Genomic DNA, 19,375 nt, shown 5'->3' on the forward strand with positions numbered 1-19,375 from the left:
ACATTTACTAACTTGGTTACTATTGATAGTAAGTTATTCATCACAAAGGAGAGTTGTTTATGCGCACAGCAATCGTCTTTTATCAAAGTACACCTATGATCGGAACAAGCAAACTCCCAAACGGTAATATTCTAGGAATGTTTAAACAAAAAAAATTAGTAACACAACTAAACCAAGCGCTTGAAAAAAAAGGGAGTAACTGGCTAGCTGTCTTGGACGACTCTATAGCAGATATTGATCTTATTGCTCAAAGAGCAAATGCAATAATTTGTGTACCTGGATTACAAAAACAATTTGATTTCAAGGATTACCCAAAAGAAAAAGTTTTTTATTTTGATTCTTTAAGTTATCATGAACTGGCACTAAATAAAGTAATTGATTTTCTTGAATCAATTTAAAAAAGAAAGGGTTGATTTCCATGCATTTATTAGACTATTTAAACATCGAAACAACTGAACTATCTAAAGAAAAAGTTGTTTTAACAATGAAGATAGCCGATTTCCATCAACAGCCTTATGGCATTTTACATGGCGGAATGAATGGGATCTTGATTGAAACAGCCTGTAGTTTAGGCGCTAATGAACAGTTGGATAAGACTTCTTATGCAGTCGGTATTGATCTTCAAGTCAACCACTTAAAAGGAATGTCTAGTGGTGTTCTAACAACAATTGCCACACCCAATCACATCGGAAAATCCGTTCAAGTTTGGGAAGGAAAAATTTTTAATGCCTCTGGTGAAATGACTGCAGTTGGTCGTTGTACATTGATGAGCCGAAAAATAGAGAAGTAAAAATTAGCGCACGGACAGAAATGCGGCCGTGCGTCTTTAACGTTTAAAAAATGTTATTCACTAAGCTGACTAACATGCCCATCACAGGTACTAAAACCCAAACCCACGAAGTCAAATGACTTTTATTATCCTCTTTTATCGTAGCTAAGCGTAATCTCAAGTTTTCATTTTCTAATTTTAATGCTTCGATTTTTTCATTTTGATTTGTCATACTTATTCGCTCCTAATTAATTGATAAGCTTATTATGACGGATTCAGAGATCAACAAACAGACGTTTTTGTCAGAGATTGACATGACAAAAATCATATTCTTTCAATATGGCATTTGTCCCTTTTCTAAATGATTTCTCCCGTGATTACCTTTAAATTCATTAATAGCGAGGTCATGACGTCCAATTCTCTTTGATTTACTTCCGCATATTTTTGATTCATAATCTTTTCTCTTTCCTTTTTGACAAGCTTATACATTAAGTTTAATTCTTCTGAAGTTAAATTAGATAAATAAACATGGTTCGGTTCTGCATAAGCAAAAGCTTCGATTTCAAAGGTGTCGGGATTTCTTTTTAAGCTCGTTCTAATCTGAAAACCATTTGAAAAAGTAATCATTTCTACATAAAGATACTCTGAAAAAGTAATCGGTCTTCGTTCATAAACAGTTGTCTTTTCCCCGAATATTTCTAGTATATTTTCAATAAAGTTAGATAACGCTGTTCCAATATTTAATTGCTTTGAAAAAGTTTTAGATAATAATAATTTCTCTTGTGTCATAATTTTACCTCTCACTTCTTATTACCCTTTATTATAATCGTACTTTTTTCCAAAACAAAGCAAAATGATATTCTATTTTTTTTAAATTTAAAAAAAAGAACATTTCAGCATTTTTCTGAAATGTTCTTCTTTTAATTTATTCTTCAGTCGCTGTATCTGTTTCTGGCGTTTCACTTTCAACTACTGTTGTTTCAACACCTTCAACTTCTTCAACGATTTCATCTGGTTCTGGCTCAACAACAGCCATCGTTACAACTTTTGCATCTTCTTCCATTCTCATTAGACGAACACCTAATGTAGCACGTCCTGTTTGAGAAACTGAATCAACGTTGAAACGGATGATAACTCCTTTATTCGTGATTACTAAGATATCTTCATCGCCACGAACTGTTGTAAGTCCTGCTAATGGACCATTTTTCGCAGTAATATTTGCTGTCTTGATTCCTTTACCACCACGGCCCTTCACAGGGTACTCAGAAGCTTTTGTACGCTTACCGTAACCATTTTCCGTCAACACAAGAACTTCCGTGTCAGCGTCCAATAAAGAGGCTCCTACGACGTAATCATCTTCTCTTAGACGAATACCACGTACACCTGATGCTGTACGCCCCATATCACGGACAGCTGTTTCCGCAAATGTTACTGAATAACCATTGTGAGTCCCAATAATCATATTTTGTTCACCGTTCGTTAATACAACATTAACTAGTTCATCCTCTTCTTTTAGACCAATTGCGATCAAACCATTGCTTCTGATATTAGAGAATGCCTTAACTGCTGTACGTTTAACAGTACCTTTACGGGTCGTGAAGAATAGATAATGCCCTTCTTCAGCTTGCCCTTCAACAGCGATGATTGCTTGAATCTTCTCACTAGAGTCAATACCTAACATATTGATTACAGGAATTCCTTTGGCCGTTCTGCCGTATTCTGGAATTTCATATCCTTTAGCACGATAGACTTTACCGTTATTTGTAAAGAATAATAACGTGTCATGAGTTGAACAAGAAACTAGGTTTTTCACGAAGTCATCATCATGAACGCCCATTCCCTGAACACCACGACCACCACGGCGCTGTGCTCTAAATTCGCTGTTAGCTACACGTTTGATATAGCCATTGTTTGTTAATGTGATCACGACTTCCGCTTCTTCAATCAAGTCTTCATCTTCTAGACTTAAAACTTCACCCACTAATAATTCAGTACGACGGGCATCGCCATATTTATCACGAATATCACCTAGTTCAGTTTTGATGATCTCAACGACACGTTCTGGACGCGCTAAGATATCATTTAAATCTGCGATAAGTTTTAATAATTCCTGGTATTCATTTTCTACCTTATCTCGTTGCAAGCCCGTTAAGCTACGCAAACGCATATCTAAGATTGCTTGCGCTTGGCGATCAGAAAATTCAAAACGCTCGATCAATGATGCTTTTGCTTCATCATCTGCTCTTGAATTTCGGATAATTGAAATGATTTCATCAATATGGTCTAACGCAATACGTAAACCTTCCAAAATATGCGCACGAGATTCTGCTTTTTTCTTGTCAAATTCAGTACGGCGAGTAATAACTTCTTTTTGATGTTCTATATAATTTTCAAGAATTGATTTCAAACTTAAAATTTTCGGAACACCTTTTTCGATTGCTAACATGTTAAAACCAAAAGAAGTTTGCAGTGCTGTCATTTTGTATAGATTATTCAAGATGACAGAGGCACTGACATCACGACGAACATCAATAACGATCCGCATACCTTCACGAGAGGATTCATCACGTAAATCAGTGATTCCTTCGATTCGTTTTTCACGATGCAATTCTGAAATTCGTTCGATCAAGCGCGCTTTATTGACCATATAAGGTAATTCTGAGACTAAGATACGTTCTTTGCCATTTGGCATATCAACGATTTCAACTTTCGCACGGACAGTGATTGAGCCACGTCCTGTCTCATAAGCACGACGAATACCTGATTTACCCATAACAAGACCACCAGTTGGAAAGTCAGGTCCAGGCAATACTTCCATCAACTCATTTGTCGTAACATCTGGATTTTCCATTAATAAACTGGTCGCTTCGATTACTTCTGCTAAGTTATGAGGTGGGATGTTTGTTGCCATCCCTACAGCGATTCCGGTTGTTCCGTTGACTAAAAGGTTAGGGAAACGAGCGGGTAATACATCAGGCTCTTGTTCCGAATCATCGTAGTTTCCGTGGAAATCAACTGTATTCTTATTGATATCGCGTAACATTTCTAACGCAATTTTACTCATTCTCGCTTCGGTATACCGCATCGCAGCGGCGCCATCACCATCGACAGAACCAAAGTTTCCGTGGCCATCCACTAACATGCTACGATAGCTAAACGGTTGCGCCATACGAACCATTGCTTCATAAATTGACGAGTCACCATGCGGGTGATATTTACCCATTACGTCCCCTACAACACGGGCTGATTTCTTATGGGGTTTGTCAGGTGTCACACCTAGTTCATTCATTCCATATAAAATACGACGATGAACTGGTTTTAACCCATCACGAACATCTGGTAGCGCACGAGCTACAATAACGCTCATCGCATAATCAATGAAGGATTCTTTCATTTCACTGGTCAGATTGACGTCTTGAATGTTCTCTTTCATTTCTTCACTCATGAATCTATCTCCTTCTTAATTAAATATCTAGATTTTTCACGTAATGGGCATTTTCTTCAATAAATGCTCGGCGTGGTTCAACACGGTCTCCCATCAGCATTTCAAAAATTTGATCGGCTTCGATCGCATCATCCACACTGACACGTGACATTAAACGTCTTTCAGGATCCATCGTTGTTTCCCATAATTGATGATCATCCATTTCCCCAAGACCTTTATAACGCTGAACACTTGGTTTTGGACTAGCTGGTAGAGAAGCTAAGATTTCAGCTAGTTCATCTTCAGCATTTTTCCCTGGTTGAACGTACGTGATATTTTTTCCTTGTTTGACCCCATATAAAGGTGGTTGAGCGATATAAACGTATCCCGCTTCAACAACTGGGCGCATAAAACGATAGAACAACGTCAACAATAGTGTACGAATATGTGCACCATCGACATCGGCATCGGTCATGATTACTAGTTTGTGGTAACGTGCTTTCGATACATCAAAGTCAGCACCAAAACCTGTTCCCATCGCTGTAAATAATGAGCGGATTTCTTCATTTGCCAAAATTTTATCCATGCTGGCTTTTTCAACGTTTAAGATTTTCCCACGAATCGGTAAAATTGCTTGGAATTCGCGGCTACGACCTTGTTTTGCTGAACCGCCGGCAGAATCTCCTTCGACGATGAAGATTTCGCATTTTTCAGGATCTTTACTTGAACAATCGGCTAATTTACCAGGTAAATTACTGATTTCAAGTGCCCCTTTACGGCGGGTTACTTCACGTGCTCGCTTAGCAGCCATACGGGCTTTTGACGCAAGTAGACCTTTTTCTACGATTTGTTTCCCAACTGTTGGGTTTTCCATCAAGAATTTATTGAAATACTCAGAGAATAAACGGTCTGTAACCGTACGAACTTCTGAATTTCCTAATTTAGTTTTCGTTTGACCTTCAAATTGAGGTTCTGGATGTTTGATAGAAATAACTGCTGTTAAACCTTCACGAACATCTTCCCCTGTTAAGTTTTCGTCATTTTCTTTCATGATCTTTTGTTTACGAGCATAATCATTGATCACACGCGTTAATGACGTTTTAAAACCTGATTCATGGGTTCCGCCCTCATACGTATGAATGTTGTTAGCGAAACTTAATAAGTTAGTATGGTAGCCATCCGTATATTGCATAGAAACTTCTACAATAATGTCTTGTTGTTCCCCTTCAATGAAAACAGGCTCTGGGAATAAAACATCTTTATTGGCATTTAAATGTTCAACATAGCTCTTGATTCCGCCTTCGTAGTGATACTCTTTCAAGACAGGTTTTTCTTCACGTTTATCTTCGATCGAGATTTTTAATCCTTTGTTCAAGAATGCTAATTCTCTCACACGTGTTGCTAATTTATCGAAGTTAAAAATCGTTGTTTCTGTAAAGATTTCTGGATCTGGAACAAAGTGAACGGTTGTCCCATGACGGTCTGTATCACCGATCACTTTTAAATCGTCTTTAACAGCACCTTGATGGAATTCTTGATAATAGATTTTGCCTTCTTTGTAGACTTTTACGTCTAATGTTGTCGATAAGGCATTAACAACGGAAGAACCTACCCCGTGAAGTCCGCCGGAAACTTTGTATCCGCCACCGCCGAATTTTCCTCCGGCATGGAGAACGGTAAAGACTGTTTCTACTGCTGGACGACCTGTTTTAGCTTGAATACCAACCGGGATTCCACGCCCATCATCGACAACTGTAATACTGTTATCTTCTTCAATAACTACTTGGATACTTGACGCAAAACCAGCTAACGCTTCATCAATGGAATTATCAACGATCTCCCAAACTAAGTGATGTAACCCTTCTGAACTTGTCGATCCTATGTACATACCAGGACGTTTACGAACCGCTTCAAGACCTTCTAATACCTGAATCTGACTGGCATCATATTCTTGGGCACGTTCTTTCATATTTTTTTCTTCTTCTGTCATATAGTTGCTTCCCTCTCTATCTCTCCCTGATGAACATAAAATATGTCTGGTTCAACAGTTAATTTATTGTTTAAATGATCCAAACTAGTTGTAGTTAAAAAAGTTTGAACCTTTCCTTCAATCGTTTCTAGCAGGTGCAATTGTCGTTCATTATCTAACTCACTCATGACATCATCCAATAACAAAACAGGATATTCACCTGTTTCTGAATACATTAAATCAATTTCCGCAAGCTTTACGCTAAGAGCTGTGGTTCTTTGCTGTCCTTGTGAACCATATGTCTGGACATTTTGTCCATTTACATTAAAAATCAGGTCATCTCGATGAGGACCTAAAAAAGTATTCGCTTTGAACAATTCTCTTTTCCGATTATCAAGAAGGCTCTGCAGTAGTTGCTTTTGGATCTCTTCTAGTGAAAAATTTTCTTTGTCTAATGGGATACTTGAAAAATAGTCGATCGCTAATTCTTCTTTTTCATGGCTGATTTTTTTATGAAGTAAATTAGCCCAATGCTCTAATTTTTTGATGAACTCTAAACGAGCAAATAAGACTTTACCACCAAATTCTGCCAATTGTTCAGTCAAAATATCTAGATAAACATGATCAGATTGTTTTTTTTCAGCTAACTGTTTTAAATATTGGTTGCGTTGTTTTAAGACAGATTGGTATTGAACCAAATCGTATAAATAGATTGGATTGACTTGGCCTAATTCCATATCGATAAATTTTCGACGTAACTGAGGTGAGCCTTTAACTAAAGATAAATCTTCCGGTGCAAATAAAATAACGTTTAATTGCCCGATATATGAACTCAAACGTTTTTGTTCAATATGATTGACCTTTGTTTTACGACCTTTATTAGAAATAATGATCTCTAGCGGTACAGTACCTGTCTTTTTTTCAATAACACCACTGATTCTAGCTGAATCAGAATCCCAGTGGATCAACTCTTTCTCATTACTGGTTCGGTGACTGCGGGTCATCGCTAAAACATAAATACTTTCTAAGAGATTTGTCTTGCCTTGTGCATTTTCTCCTAGAAATATATTCAGTGTTTTAGGAAAATCTAAGGTCAGCCCATCATAATTACGATAATGCTGTACCTCGATTTTATTCAGTCTCATCGACTACCTCGCCTTTTTTGACCATAAAAAAAGTACCTTCTTCAGGTATCTCGAGCATCATACCAGCATATAATTTTCTGCCGCGGCGATTCTCTAATTCCCCATCTACGAAAACACTATTTTCAGCTAAGTACCATTTGGCAGCACCGCCGCTACTAATAACATCGACTTCTTTTAAGACTTGACCCAGTGTCATGTAATCAGTTTCTAAAACAATCGTCTTTTTCAAAATGCATCCCTCTTTTTTGTTTTCACTTTTACTCTTATATTATACTCTTTTTTATGTCAAAAAACAAATTTATCCGTCTAATTTTGTTTCTAAGCAATTTTGAATCTAATCGATAAAAAATATTCTAAGGATTAAAAAAGGCTTAAAATGCATTTTAAGGAGAAATTTGTAAGTTTTGTCTTTTAAAATTTTTTTCAGTGTTTCTCACTTAAAGATTCTTTTGAAAAGTAATTGACTTATACAGTCTAACGATATACAATCCAATTGTACAGTCAAACTGTATAAAATAACTCTATAAAAGGTGTACACTAAATGACTATCAATAAGATTTTACCTCTGACAGAAACAACTTTTTATATTATGATGTCACTCACTGAACCTTCTCATGGATATGCCATCATGCAAAAAGTAGAAGAAATAAGCAATGGTCGAGTACGCATTGCAGCTGGCACAATGTATGGCGCAACAGAAAATTTATTAAAACAAAAACTAATTTGTGAAGTTCCTGGAGAAGATAAACGTCGGCGCGTATACAAATTAACAACTACTGGCAAAAAAGTTTTAAAGCTTGAAGTCGAACGGTTAAAAGAATTAGTAATACTTGCTGACAATTTATTATAGGAGGAACAAATGAAAAAGTTAAAATTATTAATTGATATTAAAAAAGAAGAACAGTATTTAAAGGAAATGGCTGAACAAGGTTGGGCTCTGGAAAAATATAACGTTTGGGGTATCTATACATTTGAAAAGATAGCGCCAAAAACGCTGAATTACAGAATTGACTATCAGACATTCAAAAAGAAAGCTGATTATATTGCATATCTTACTTTATTTGAAGATAGTGGTTGGCAGCATATCAGTGGTACAAAGAGTAGTGGTTTTCAATTTTTTGTACCGTTAAACAGTAACAATCAAGATTTAGATATATTTTCAGATACTTCGTCAAGTAATGAACGGTATAAACGTTTATATAATCAAGCTATTATATGGGCAACATTGATGATTCTTTATTTCTTTCTGTTGCAGCCTTCATTTGAAAATATCTCTTCATGGTATTTGACTTCAAGCATTTGGGCATATACTGGTTTTCAATTGTTTGGAATGATCCTTGTGCAAACATTCTTTTTGAGCCTCCAGATAATGCCTATGATGTTTTTTATGTTTGGTGCTGTCTACTTTACAATTATGGGAACCAAAACAAAAAAACTTATAAAGAAATATGAAACTGTATAACATCCCTATCTTGATCTTAGCTACGATAAACATAAAAACGTGTGAGTGAAAAACTAAATTTTAGTTTTTCACTCACACGTTTTTTTAAATTTTTTAATTCGTACGAACTGGCGTAATTAATTGAATAAAGTCTAAATCTGTTTCTGTTGGTTCCAAAGTAAATGGACGAATCGCAGAAATAAATTTAACTGTGATACTCATATCACCAAAAGCACGTAAGGCATCTTTCATATAATCTGGGTTGAAAGAAATTTCTAATGGATCACCCGTTACTTTTTCGTAGTTTAACGGTTCTTCCACTTTACCGATTTCTGGAGAATTTCCGTAAAGCACAACTGAATCAGAAGCAATTGCTAAACGAACGATATTGTTACGTCCTTCATGTGAAAGTAAAGAAGCTCGATCGATAGCAGATAATAGTTCTGGAACATAAAAATCGATTTCTGTATTGAAGCTTGTTGGAATCAAACGATTGGTATCAGGGTAATTTCCTTCTAACAAACGAGAATAGAAATACATGTTTTGTGTTTTAAACAATACTTGGTTTTCCATGATACTGATTTCGACCATTTCTTCTTCATTTGTAAATGAACGAGAAAGTTCCGTTAAACTTTTCCCTGGGATTACGATATTGAAATTTTCAGCTGCTTGTTCGATCGGAATGATTCGTTGACTCAAACGATGTGAGTCTGTTGCAACAGCTAATAATTTTTGGTTTTCTAAAATAAAATGAACCCCTGTCAAAATTGGACGACTTTCATGAAGAGAAACAGCAAAGCCTGTTTCATTGATAATTTTTGTCAATAGGTGAACAGGTAATTGAATTTGATTTTTAGCATCGATAACAGGAAGGTGTGGATAATTATCTGCATCTAATCCATTAACGGTAAAATCTGCTTTTCCTGAAGTGATTGCGACTTGATTATTTTCTAGTACTTCTAATGTAAACATATCTTCAGGTAATTTACGGATGATTTCTCCAAAGAAACGAGCTTGTAAAACGATACTACCTGTTGACTCGATCGTCATTTGTGCTTTCTCATCTTCTTTACTTAGAAAACTTTCAATCGAAATGTCTGCGTTACTACCAGTTAATGATAAACCTTCATCTGTTAGAACGATCTTTACACCTGTTAAAATTGGGATGGTCGTTTTAGAAGAAATAGCTCGTTGAACAGTTTGTAATTCTTGTAAAAATGTATTTCTTTTTACGGTTAGTTTCATAATGAATGAACTCCTTTTTTAATTGATTTTAAAAGCATAAATTTTGCTAGGACAGTTTTGTATTTATATATAAATAAATAATAAAAGTAGTAGGTCCTGTTAATTCTGTGGAAAAGTGAAAAAACGAAATGAAATAGGAGTTTTCCACCTGTGTATAACTTGTGGAAAACTTTTTATTATTTCTCTTATTTATCCACAGGCTATGAATTGAGCAAGTTTTTAATTTCTCCAACTTCTTTTTGGATCGTTGGATCTTTTTCCATTAATTGTTGGATTTTTTCATGCGCATGAATGACCGTTGTATGATCTTTACCGCCAAATTCTGCACCGATTTTAGGTAGAGAGTTTTCCGTCATCTCTCTAGAGAGGTACATTGAGATTTGTCTTGGAACAACGATGGACTTCACACGTTTTTTGCCTTTTAAATCTTTTAATTGGATATGGTAATACTTTGCCACTTCTTCTTGGATTTGTAAAATCGATAAATGATTTTGACTGCCGACAGATTTCAACGATTTTAAAGCATCGGCTGCTAAACTAGTGGTAATATCTTCCCCATTAATCGTAGCAAACGCTTGAACTCGGACTAGAGCACCTTCTAATTCACGAATATTGGAATCAATTTGACCAGCGATGTAACTAAGTGTATCGTCAGGGATCTCTAGGCGTTCTGCATCGGCTTTTTTCCGTAGAATAGCAATTCGTGTTTCTAAATCTGGTGGGGTAATATCGACGGATAATCCCCAAGCGAAACGAGAAACCAAACGTTCAGGAAGCTTAGGAATATCATTCGGTGGTCGATCACTTGTCAGTACGATTTGTTTGTTTTCATTATACAAATCATTGAAGGTATGGAAAAATTCTTCCAAGGTTGCTTCTTTTTCAGCCAAAAATTGAATATCATCCACTAAAAGTAAATCAACATTTCGATACTCTTTACGAAACTGTTCTGAATTTTTTGTTTGGATCGAATTGATAAATTCATTCGTGAACGTTTCACTGCTGACGTATTTTACTTTCGCATCTGGTCGATTTTGCAACATTTGATGACCGATGGCATGCATCAAATGGGTTTTTCCTAAACCTACGCCACCATAAAAGAATAGTGGGTTGTAAATCGAACCAGGATCCTCTGCGACAACTAAAGCTGCAGCGTGTGCCATTTGATTCCCTTTTCCGATGACGAAGGTGTCAAAAGAATACTTTGGATTCAATAAAGCTTTTTTCCCATGTTCGGCAATTTTTTCTTGCGTTACAGGGGCTTTTTTTTCTTCTTGAATCGGCATGGTCTCTTTTTCACCAGTAACAACAAAATGAGGCATTACTTCAGCACCAGTCAATTTAAAGCCGGTTTCGACGATTTTTGCGGCTAAATTCTTTTCCCAATAGTCTTTATGAACAGCAGATGGAACCTCTAACCATAATTGGTTATTCTCCAACTTTAGCGGTTGTGTCGTTTTTATCCAAGCATCAAAACTTGGCGCAGACAAAACAGATTGGTAAGTATCTTCTAGATCTTTCCAGAAACTTTCCATATCGGGCATATGGTGACCTCCTTAATATAAAAGCGTAGCGGGCTCGTTCAACTCTGAGAGGAAAATAGGAAAAATCGATTGTGGTAGTTTTTACCACAAACTATTTTTATCTTTTTCCCGAAGAGTTAGCCCATGCAGCTAGATAGTATATGGTAACAACGCTCCGCTTCACCATGTACCATTCAACATCAACTCATTTCTTCGTGGTGTTTTGGTATGTTTAAACAGAAAAGCTCATAAAGCTAAATAAATTTTTTCTATTATAAAAAGCAGAACAAATATAAATAGATAAGCAAATAGAATTTTAGCATTTTTTTTAAACTTTTTCCACAGGCAAATTGTGAATTGTGGAAAAAAAATTCACAGAAGGTTATAAACTTATCCACATGAAGGTAAAAAACGGTGGATTTCTCAGAGTAATTTCATTTATCCACAGACCAATCTGTAAAACAAAGTCAAGTAATTCAAGCTTTTAAAAAAGTTATACACAGAAGAAAATAAAGATGTGCATAACTTTTTAACAGGCTGTTTTTTTGTGCAAAAGTGTGGAGAAAACTCAAAATAAATAATGGGCTTAAAAAAAACTATCCACAAGTTATCCCGAAAGAAAACCGTTTTGTGGATAACTTATTTAGTGTGTAGGAAAAATTAATTCCTGAAAATTTATTGACAAAACGACCCAATACTAGTTATACTATCAAAGTATGTCTATGTATTGATGGATAGTTACAATTTCAGGAGGTGGAACAAGAGATGAAAAGAACGTATCAACCAAACAAACGCAAACGTCAAAAAGTTCACGGTTTCCGTAAACGCATGAGCACAAAAAATGGTCGCAACGTATTAGCGAGCAGACGTCGTAAAGGCAGAAAAGTTATTTCAGCATAATCTATGTTGACTTTAAATAACGAATCAAGTTTAAACTAAGAACCCTTTATTATCTTCACAAACTATTCTGTGGAAATAATAAAGGGTTCTTTGCTTTTTATATAGGAACTTGTGGAGAATTTGAAAAAGAATAATAATCAAAGAGAGCGTTATGTTTTTAGCGAATGATTGTACCAAAATGCTAACTAAATAAAGTGAAAAAAACCAAAAAAAATGATACTATATGAATTTAGAGTCATGATTGACAAAATCTCTGGATATTTTCCTTTAATTTTGATAAAAAATGACTGAAATATGCTATTATTGTAGAGTGAGTAAAAAAGAAAGATAGAAAGAAACAAAGGGATGCAGATGAAGAAATCCTATAGAGTAAAAAAAGAAAAAGAATTTCAAGCAGTGTTTCAACATAAACAGTCCTGTGCGAATCGAAGATTTGTGATTTATGTATTGGAAAAACCAGAACAAAAGCATTTTCGGGTAGGAATTTCCGTTGGGAAAAAAATCGGGAATGCTGTTGTTAGAAATGCTGTAAAACGTAAAATTCGCACGTCGATCTACCAATTAAAAGAATCAATCGATCCGACTTGTGATTTTATTATCATCGCAAGACCAGGTGTCGACAAGTTGACCTCTGAAGAAATTCACAGCAACCTGACGCATGCTTTGAAACTTGCAAAAATTTTGAAATAAGAGAGGAACAGTTTTGTGAAGAAGTATAAACGCTTATTATTGATGGCAGGTTTAGTTACACTTGTTTTTGTGTTGTCTGCCTGTGGAACCGCCCCGATTAACGAAAGCAGTACAGGAATTTGGGACCGCTATATCGTCTATTATTTCGCTGAAGCAATCAAATTTTTATCAATTTCAGCAAATACAGGTATCGGGATCATCCTATTTACATTAGTAATTCGGATTATTTTATTACCATTGATGCATTTCCAAACGAAAAGCATGCGCAAAACCCAAGAGTTACAACCAAAATTAAAAGCGCTGCAAAAACAATATTCATCGAAAGATCCTGAAACACAACGTCTGTTCCGTGAAGAACAACAAAAATTATATGCTGAAAATAATGTAAACCCTTATGCGGGTTGTTTACCATTATTGATCCAAATGCCGATCATGATGGCATTATATCAATCGATTTCTCGTGTACCAGAATTGAAACAAGGAAGTTTCTTATGGTTGAATCTAGGTCAGCCAGATCCATACTTGATTTTACCGATACTTGCAGCGGCCTTTACTTTTGCTAGCACTTATTTAACAAGTATGAGTCAAGTTGAATCAAATGCTTCATTGAAAATCATGAATTTTGTAATGCCTGTTATGATCTTTGTTATGGGGATGAGTTTAGCCAGCGGATTATCACTCTACTGGGTAGTCTCTAATGCATTCCAAGTAGGTCAAACATTATTGATCAATAATCCATTCAAGATTCGTAGAGAACGTGCAGAAGCGGAAAGACAAGTAAAAGAACGCGAACGTGCATTGAAGAAAGCAATGAATCCTAAGAAAAAAAATAAGAAAAAATAAAAGGAGGTTTTCCAGATGCCGGTTTATGAGGGAAACACAATTGAAGAAGCAACAACTAAAGGGTTGCGCGCACTGAATTTATCAAAAGAAGAAGTAGAGATCAACGTAATAGCAGATGCTAAAAAAGGTTTCTTAGGTTTTGGTAAAAAACTTGCTCAAGTATCGATCGAGCCAACTGTTAGCGAACAAATCGCAGAAGCAGTTGCAGAAACAGTTGAAGATATCATTGTTACAGACGAGGAAGTAAAAGCAGAGACAGCTGTTGAAGAATTGCTGTCCGCTAAGTCTGATTCCTCTGAACCGAAAGTCTTGGAAAACCTAAATGATGAAGAAGCAATTACGGAGTTAGCGCTGTATTTAACCAATATTTCAAAAGAGTTGAATGCACCAGCATTAGTCCGTTTAGAGCGTAAAGATGGCTTGTTGGTTTTCCATCTAGATACAGATAAACAAGGGATTTTGATTGGGAAACATGGAAAAGTATTGAATGCAATGCAGTATCTAGCACAAGTATTCGTTCATCGTGTGGCAGAAAACAAATTATCTGTTGTAGTCAACGTTGGAGACTATCGTGAAAAACGCCAAGCAATTTTACAGCGTCTAGCAGAAAGAACAGCAGAAAAAGTGAAACAAACTGGACGTCCAGTTTTTCTAGAGCCAATGCCTGCATTTGAACGAAAACAAATTCATTTTACTTTGAGTAAAGATGACCATATCAAAACACATTCAGAAGGCGATGAACCTTACCGTTATTTAGTCGTTGAACCTGCAAAAAAACATTACTAAATCAATAAAAAAGACCCTTTAAAATTATTTTTTTAAAGGGTCTTTTTTTGTTTGGAATAGATAATTTCTTAAAAAAAATACATTGACAAATACTATTAAACAAAGTATATTTTAAACGAAATCATTCTTATCAACGTACAAAATACGATGATAAAGTAGTTGGAGCATTCGTGCTTCTTCCAGCCTGGTTCTTTTAGAATCAGGTTTTTTGTATTTACTGGAAAAGAGAGTGGATCAAAAGAATACAGTCTTCTAATCAAATGATGAAATTAACCAATATTCGTCTGCGTAAACTGAACTACAGTACCATAAGCAAATATTTCCACGACCCATTTCCCTTGATATTCCACATATTTTTCTTCAAAGTGACAATTGATCACTGCATCTGCTTCATATTCAAATGCAATGACTTTCAATTGACGATAGACACCACTGAATACATCATTTGGATTGACATCTGGTGAAAATAAATCTGTTTCGATTCGATCTGTCGCAAAAACAATATCACGAAGGATATATTTTTTGTTGACGTTTCCTGTAGATAATGTGATTCCATTTAAACGATTCTCTAATTCTTGTTCATTAAGTTCATCTTTTCTTGTTTGTCTCATAATCGGAACCTCCCTACTTTATTACATTTATTTTAAAGATATCTTAGAATAAATGCAAAGTTAACGAATGGTTCTAACAAATAAACAATGTTGCGAAAAAAAAGAAAATATGCTATTCTATGTCATGAAATTAATAGGAATTGACGCAGTGAAAGTGCTAGATCCAACCTGAAAAAATAAGGGGTGGAGTGGGCGCTTTTTTTGTAGCCAAAAATCGAACGATACATAGTTTAAAAAAATAAGAGCTGTTTAATGTAGCAATGACTATCTGACAACAGCTCAATCCACCAAGGAAAGGAAGTTAATCATGCAACAAATAACGCTAGAATTTGATACGATCGCTGCAATTTCAACGCCTCCCGGTGAAGGAGCGATCAGTATTGTCCGTTTAAGTGGTGACCAAGCAATCGCAATTGCAGACAAAGTTTATCGTTCCGGAAGTAAACAACTATTGGATGTGCCGACACATACGATTCATTATGGACATATTCTTGATCCTAAAGATGAAAGTTTGCTAGATGAAGTGATGGTTTCTGTCATGCGGGCACCTAAAACATTTACCAGAGAAGATGTGGTGGAAATCAACTGTCATGGCGGTATTGTAGTCGTTAATCAGTTGTTACAACTACTATTAAGAGAAGGTGCACGTTTAGCTGAACCAGGAGAGTTTACCAAAAGGGCCTTTTTAAATGGTCGGATGGATTTATCTCAAGCCGAAGCTGTGATGGATTTGATTCGGGCAAAAACGGATCGAGCAATGCATGTAGCCTTAGATCAATTAGATGGAAATTTATCTTCGTTGATCCGCTCATTAAGACAGGAAATTTTAGAAACGCTAGCTCAAGTTGAAGTAAATATTGATTATCCTGAATATGATGACGTAGAGGAATTAACAACAAAATTATTGCTTGAAAAAGCTGGATTTGTGAAAGCCCAGATAGAAGGATTATTGACAACAGCCAAACAAGGGAAAATTTTACGTGAAGGATTGAGTACAGCAATTATTGGCAGGCCAAATGTTGGAAAATCCAGTTTGTTAAATCATTTATTGCGTGAAGAAAAAGCAATCGTAACAGATATTGCGGGCACAACACGTGATGTCATTGAAGAATATGTCAACGTCCGCGGTGTACCGCTAAAATTGATCGATACAGCTGGTATCAGAGAAACAGAAGATATCGTAGAGCGGATTGGGGTAGAGCGCAGCCGTAAAGCACTAGCGGAATCCGATTTGATTTTACTCGTTTTGAATCAAAATGAACCCTTAACAGAAGAAGATCGTCAGTTATTAGTTGCAACAGATGGCTTAAAACGTGTAATTTTGTTAAATAAAATGGATTTACCATCTCAATTAGATCGAGAAGAATTAATGCAACTTGTTAAAAATGAAGAAATTTTACCAGTATCCGTTTTATCTAATACAGGGTTGGAACAATTAGAATTAAAAATTGCAGATCTATTTTTCGGTGGTCAAACAGGGGAAAAAGATGCGACCTACGTATCCAATACTCGTCATATCGCCTTACTAGATCAAGCAGCCATAGCATTAGATGAAGTGATTCGAGGAATTGAAGCTGGAATGCCAGTGGATCTCGTTCAAATGGACATGACTCGTTGCTGGGACTTTTTAGGTGAAATCGTCGGTGACAGTGTCCAAGATGAACTGATCACGCAATTATTCAGTCAATTTTGTTTAGGAAAATAGAAAGGAAGAGTCGATGAATCAATTTAAAGCAGAATCTTATGATGTAATCGTAGTCGGAGCAGGTCATGCAGGATCAGAGGCCGCTTTAGCATCCGCTCGTATGGGCAGCAAAACGCTGCTTCTAACAATCAATTTAGATATGGTGGCCTTTATGCCATGTAACCCATCTGTAGGAGGTCCAGCAAAAGGCGTCGTAGTTCGAGAAATCGATGCACTGGGCGGCGAAATGGGTCATAATATAGACAAAACATACATCCAAATGCGGATGCTAAACACCGGAAAAGGTCCGGCCGTTCGTGCCCTGCGCGCCCAAGCGGACAAACACGCCTACGCTACTGAAATGAAACACACGATCGAACGTACTGATAACCTATCATTACGCCAAGGTATCGTGGAACGTTTGATTGTAGAAGATGGTATTTGCAAAGGCGTTATCACAACAACAGGTGCACAATACCAAAGTAAAGCCGTGATCATTACAGCAGGAACAGCACTTCGTGGCGAAATCATCATCGGTGAACTAAAATATTCTTCAGGACCCAATAATTCATTACCATCGATTGGGTTAGCGGATCACTTAAAAGAACTAGGACTAGAAATGGATCGCTTCAAAACAGGAACACCGCCTCGCGTGAAATCTAGCACGATCGATTATTCTGTCACAGAAGAACAACCTGGTGATGAGCAACCGAATCATTTTAGTTTCAGCACGCCAGATGATGCCTATAATTTAGATCAACGTTCTTGTTGGTTAACTTATACCAATGAAGGAACCCATGAAATCATTCAAGACAATCTACATCGTGCACCGATGTTTACTGGAATCGTTGAAGGAGTGGGGGCTCGTTATTGTCCATCGATCGAAGATAAAATCGTTCGATTCTCTGATAAGCCTCGTCATCAATTGTTCTTAGAACCAGAAGGATTGAACACAGAAGAAGTGTACGTTCAAGGGCTTTCTACTTCTTTACCAGAAGATGTTCAAACGGATATCCTACACTCAATTGCAGGATTGGAAAAAGCTGAAATGATGCGTACTGGTTATGCGATCGAGTATGATGTTGTCGTTCCGCATCAATTACGCCCAACACTTGAAACGAAAGTGATCGATGGTCTATTTACAGCTGGTCAAACAAATGGTACAAGCGGATATGAAGAAGCTGCAGGACAAGGACTGATTGCAGGAATCAATGCTGCGCTAAAAGTCCAAGGCAAAGAACCATTTGTAATGAAACGTAGCGATGGCTATATCGGTGTCATGATTGATGACTTAGTGACAAAAGGGACAAATGAACCTTATCGTTTACTAACATCAAGAGCTGAATATCGTTTGATTTTACGTCATGATAATGCCGATTTACGTTTAACAGAGCAAGGATATGCCATTGGCTTAGTCAAAGAGGACCAATATAAAGCTTATCTTGAAAAGAAAAAAGCAGTCGAAACTGAAATTGCTCGCTTAAATTCAGTTAGAGTGAAGCCTACAGCGGACGTACAAGCGTTCTTAGAAGCGAAAGGTTCTGTTCCGTTGAAAGATGGGGTCTTAGCCGGAGACTTCTTAAAACGCCCAGAAATGAGCTATCATGAAGTGACACAATTTATCCCAGCAACTGAAGTAGAGTTGGATAATAAAGTGATCGAACAAGTAGAAATACAATTAAAATACGAAGGCTACATCAAAAAAGCATTAGAAAAAGTCGATAAATTAAAACGAATGGAAGCCAAACGAATTCCAGAAAATATCGACTATGCTGCAATCAATGGCTTAGCAACAGAAGCCAAACAAAAACTTCAAAAAATCCAACCAGAAACAATTGCCCAAGCAAGTAGAATCAGTGGTGTCAATCCAGCTGATGTATCGATTTTGATGGTATATATTGAACAAGGGAAGATTGCGAAGGTTAAGCCTTAGAATGCTTATGTACCAATAGATACATGCTGTTCAATATAAACCAAATCAATTTTGAATAAGATGTTGAATAGGGTTTTTTAAAAGACATGTATTTAGAAAAGTTTTCAGCAGACTCATTTTGTTTAGCATGAGTGACTTTAATATAGAGATAGGTCGTAATTTTTTTAGATTTATGACCTAGTCTTTTTGACTCTCTTCATCACATTATTAGCATATGATTTATATAGATATTGATTTTTATTTGTTAATACAAAATTACAAAAAACTACATTTTCATTGAAATCTTGAGCTCGTATACCGAGTTAAAATTTTTCTTTGATAATGTGGTTTTTCATTCTTTAAGGGTCTCACATGAAACGAATGGAGCCTGTTACAGAATAAGAATTTGATGAAGCATTTAATTATTTAAAAT

The 19,375-nt window shown here is 36.2% G+C and carries 19 protein-coding genes; 10 read left to right on the top strand and 9 right to left on the bottom strand.

The features are described 5' to 3' along the window. The first annotated feature begins 59 nt into the window (after positions 1-59). Together I586_RS13090 and I586_RS13095 are read left to right on the top strand one after the other, a co-directional pair. Positions 60-398, top strand: coding sequence for a hypothetical protein (locus I586_RS13090; protein ID WP_010766621.1), 339 nt, complete (start codon positions 60-62; stop codon positions 396-398). 20 nt (positions 399-418) lie between these two features. Continuing rightward, complete coding sequence (locus I586_RS13095) at positions 419-790, top strand: PaaI family thioesterase (RefSeq protein ID WP_010766622.1); 372 nt, start codon at positions 419-421, stop codon at positions 788-790. A gap of 43 nt (positions 791-833) precedes the next feature. On the opposite strand, the gene I586_RS17275 is transcribed toward I586_RS13095, so the two are convergent. The 6 genes from I586_RS17275 to yaaA all read right to left on the bottom strand — a co-directional run bounded on the left by I586_RS17275 (position 834) and on the right by yaaA (position 7,536). Next, the gene (locus I586_RS17275; protein ID WP_010766623.1) at positions 834-1,001 is read right to left on the bottom strand and encodes a hypothetical protein; all 168 of its coding nucleotides are present in this window, start codon (positions 999-1,001) and stop codon (positions 834-836) included. Positions 1,002-1,126: 125 nt separating this feature from the next. After that, positions 1,127-1,558, bottom strand: coding sequence for a hypothetical protein (locus I586_RS13100; protein ID WP_010766624.1), 432 nt, complete (start codon positions 1,556-1,558; stop codon positions 1,127-1,129). 136 nt (positions 1,559-1,694) lie between these two features. Further along, entirely contained in the window at positions 1,695-4,214 is a 2,520-nt protein-coding gene (gene gyrA / locus I586_RS13105; protein WP_010766625.1) for a DNA gyrase subunit A, read from the bottom strand. Between the two features lie 19 nt (positions 4,215-4,233). After that, positions 4,234-6,183 carry a DNA topoisomerase (ATP-hydrolyzing) subunit B gene (gyrB, locus tag I586_RS13110; protein WP_010766626.1) on the bottom strand — a complete coding sequence of 650 codons (1,950 nt, stop codon included), beginning with the start codon at positions 6,181-6,183 and terminating at the stop codon, positions 4,234-4,236. After that, positions 6,180-7,307 (bottom strand): DNA replication/repair protein RecF, encoded by a 1,128-nt coding sequence (gene recF / locus I586_RS13115; RefSeq protein WP_010766627.1) that lies wholly within the window; start codon positions 7,305-7,307, stop codon positions 6,180-6,182. The genes gyrB and recF overlap by 4 nt, the downstream gene beginning before the upstream one ends. After that, entirely contained in the window at positions 7,294-7,536 is a 243-nt protein-coding gene (yaaA, locus tag I586_RS13120) for a S4 domain-containing protein YaaA (protein ID WP_010766628.1), read from the bottom strand. Before yaaA ends, recF begins: the two co-directional genes overlap by 14 nt. Positions 7,537-7,848: 312 nt before the next feature. Between yaaA and I586_RS13125 the strand changes: the two genes are divergently transcribed. Both I586_RS13125 and I586_RS13130 read left to right on the top strand, forming a co-directional pair. Beyond that, complete coding sequence (locus I586_RS13125; RefSeq protein ID WP_010766629.1) at positions 7,849-8,157, top strand: PadR family transcriptional regulator; 309 nt, start codon at positions 7,849-7,851, stop codon at positions 8,155-8,157. 9 nt (positions 8,158-8,166) lie between these two features. Further along, entirely contained in the window at positions 8,167-8,769 is a 603-nt protein-coding gene (locus I586_RS13130) for a DUF2812 domain-containing protein (RefSeq protein WP_010766630.1), read from the top strand. Positions 8,770-8,862: 93 nt separating this feature from the next. On the opposite strand, the gene dnaN is transcribed toward I586_RS13130, so the two are convergent. Together dnaN and dnaA are read right to left on the bottom strand one after the other, a co-directional pair. Then, on the bottom strand, positions 8,863-9,993 hold the full coding sequence (dnaN, locus tag I586_RS13135; RefSeq protein WP_010766631.1) for a DNA polymerase III subunit beta: 1,131 nt from the start codon (positions 9,991-9,993) through the stop codon (positions 8,863-8,865). A 200-nt stretch (positions 9,994-10,193) separates the two neighbouring features. Continuing rightward, positions 10,194-11,537, bottom strand: coding sequence for a chromosomal replication initiator protein DnaA (gene dnaA / locus I586_RS13140; protein WP_010766632.1), 1,344 nt, complete (start codon positions 11,535-11,537; stop codon positions 10,194-10,196). Between the two features lie 744 nt (positions 11,538-12,281). Here dnaA and rpmH point away from each other — a divergent pair. The 4 genes from rpmH to jag all read left to right on the top strand — a co-directional run bounded on the left by rpmH (position 12,282) and on the right by jag (position 14,735). Continuing rightward, on the top strand, positions 12,282-12,416 hold the full coding sequence (rpmH, locus tag I586_RS13145; protein ID WP_010762140.1) for a 50S ribosomal protein L34: 135 nt from the start codon (positions 12,282-12,284) through the stop codon (positions 12,414-12,416). Between the two features lie 351 nt (positions 12,417-12,767). After that, positions 12,768-13,106, top strand: coding sequence for a ribonuclease P protein component (rnpA, locus tag I586_RS13150; RefSeq protein WP_010766633.1), 339 nt, complete (start codon positions 12,768-12,770; stop codon positions 13,104-13,106). 15 nt (positions 13,107-13,121) lie between these two features. Beyond that, positions 13,122-13,949 carry a YidC/Oxa1 family membrane protein insertase gene (locus I586_RS13155; RefSeq protein ID WP_010766634.1) on the top strand — a complete coding sequence of 276 codons (828 nt, stop codon included), beginning with the start codon at positions 13,122-13,124 and terminating at the stop codon, positions 13,947-13,949. A 15-nt stretch (positions 13,950-13,964) separates the two neighbouring features. Beyond that, a complete protein-coding gene (gene jag, locus I586_RS13160; protein ID WP_010766635.1) occupies positions 13,965-14,735 on the top strand; it encodes an RNA-binding cell elongation regulator Jag/EloR in 771 nt (256 codons plus the stop codon). 269 nt (positions 14,736-15,004) lie between these two features. On the opposite strand, the gene I586_RS13165 is transcribed toward jag, so the two are convergent. Then, on the bottom strand, positions 15,005-15,346 hold the full coding sequence (locus I586_RS13165; protein ID WP_010766636.1) for a hypothetical protein: 342 nt from the start codon (positions 15,344-15,346) through the stop codon (positions 15,005-15,007). A 307-nt stretch (positions 15,347-15,653) separates the two neighbouring features. Between I586_RS13165 and mnmE the strand changes: the two genes are divergently transcribed. Beyond that, positions 15,654-17,051, top strand: a complete 1,398-nt coding sequence (gene mnmE, locus I586_RS13170) for a tRNA uridine-5-carboxymethylaminomethyl(34) synthesis GTPase MnmE (RefSeq protein WP_010766637.1) — start codon at positions 15,654-15,656, stop codon at positions 17,049-17,051. A 13-nt stretch (positions 17,052-17,064) separates the two neighbouring features. Next, on the top strand, positions 17,065-18,963 hold the full coding sequence (gene mnmG, locus I586_RS13175) for a tRNA uridine-5-carboxymethylaminomethyl(34) synthesis enzyme MnmG (protein WP_010766638.1): 1,899 nt from the start codon (positions 17,065-17,067) through the stop codon (positions 18,961-18,963). The last annotated feature ends 412 nt before the right edge of the window (positions 18,964-19,375 follow it).

The sequence above is a fragment of the Enterococcus moraviensis ATCC BAA-383 genome, assembly GCF_000407445.1.
GTDB lineage: Bacteria > Bacillota > Bacilli > Lactobacillales > Enterococcaceae > Enterococcus_L > Enterococcus_L moraviensis.

Coding starts and splice junctions, on each gene's coding strand:
- gyrB (WP_010766626.1), bottom strand. CDS start 6,183: ATGACAGAAGAAGAAAAAAATATGAAAGAACGTGCCCAAGAATATGAT.
- rpmH (WP_010762140.1), top strand. CDS start 12,282: ATGAAAAGAACGTATCAACCAAACAAACGCAAACGTCAAAAAGTTCAC.
- I586_RS13095 (WP_010766622.1), top strand. CDS start 419: ATGCATTTATTAGACTATTTAAACATCGAAACAACTGAACTATCTAAA.
- I586_RS13125 (WP_010766629.1), top strand. CDS start 7,849: ATGACTATCAATAAGATTTTACCTCTGACAGAAACAACTTTTTATATT.
- gyrA (WP_010766625.1), bottom strand. CDS start 4,214: ATGAGTGAAGAAATGAAAGAGAACATTCAAGACGTCAATCTGACCAGT.
- mnmE (WP_010766637.1), top strand. CDS start 15,654: ATGCAACAAATAACGCTAGAATTTGATACGATCGCTGCAATTTCAACG.
- dnaN (WP_010766631.1), bottom strand. CDS start 9,993: ATGAAACTAACCGTAAAAAGAAATACATTTTTACAAGAATTACAAACT.
- I586_RS13100 (WP_010766624.1), bottom strand. CDS start 1,558: ATGACACAAGAGAAATTATTATTATCTAAAACTTTTTCAAAGCAATTA.
- I586_RS13165 (WP_010766636.1), bottom strand. CDS start 15,346: ATGAGACAAACAAGAAAAGATGAACTTAATGAACAAGAATTAGAGAAT.
- rnpA (WP_010766633.1), top strand. CDS start 12,768: ATGAAGAAATCCTATAGAGTAAAAAAAGAAAAAGAATTTCAAGCAGTG.
- dnaA (WP_010766632.1), bottom strand. CDS start 11,537: ATGCCCGATATGGAAAGTTTCTGGAAAGATCTAGAAGATACTTACCAA.
- mnmG (WP_010766638.1), top strand. CDS start 17,065: ATGAATCAATTTAAAGCAGAATCTTATGATGTAATCGTAGTCGGAGCA.
- recF (WP_010766627.1), bottom strand. CDS start 7,307: ATGAGACTGAATAAAATCGAGGTACAGCATTATCGTAATTATGATGGG.
- I586_RS13130 (WP_010766630.1), top strand. CDS start 8,167: ATGAAAAAGTTAAAATTATTAATTGATATTAAAAAAGAAGAACAGTAT.
- I586_RS17275 (WP_010766623.1), bottom strand. CDS start 1,001: ATGACAAATCAAAATGAAAAAATCGAAGCATTAAAATTAGAAAATGAA.
- jag (WP_010766635.1), top strand. CDS start 13,965: ATGCCGGTTTATGAGGGAAACACAATTGAAGAAGCAACAACTAAAGGG.
- I586_RS13090 (WP_010766621.1), top strand. CDS start 60: ATGCGCACAGCAATCGTCTTTTATCAAAGTACACCTATGATCGGAACA.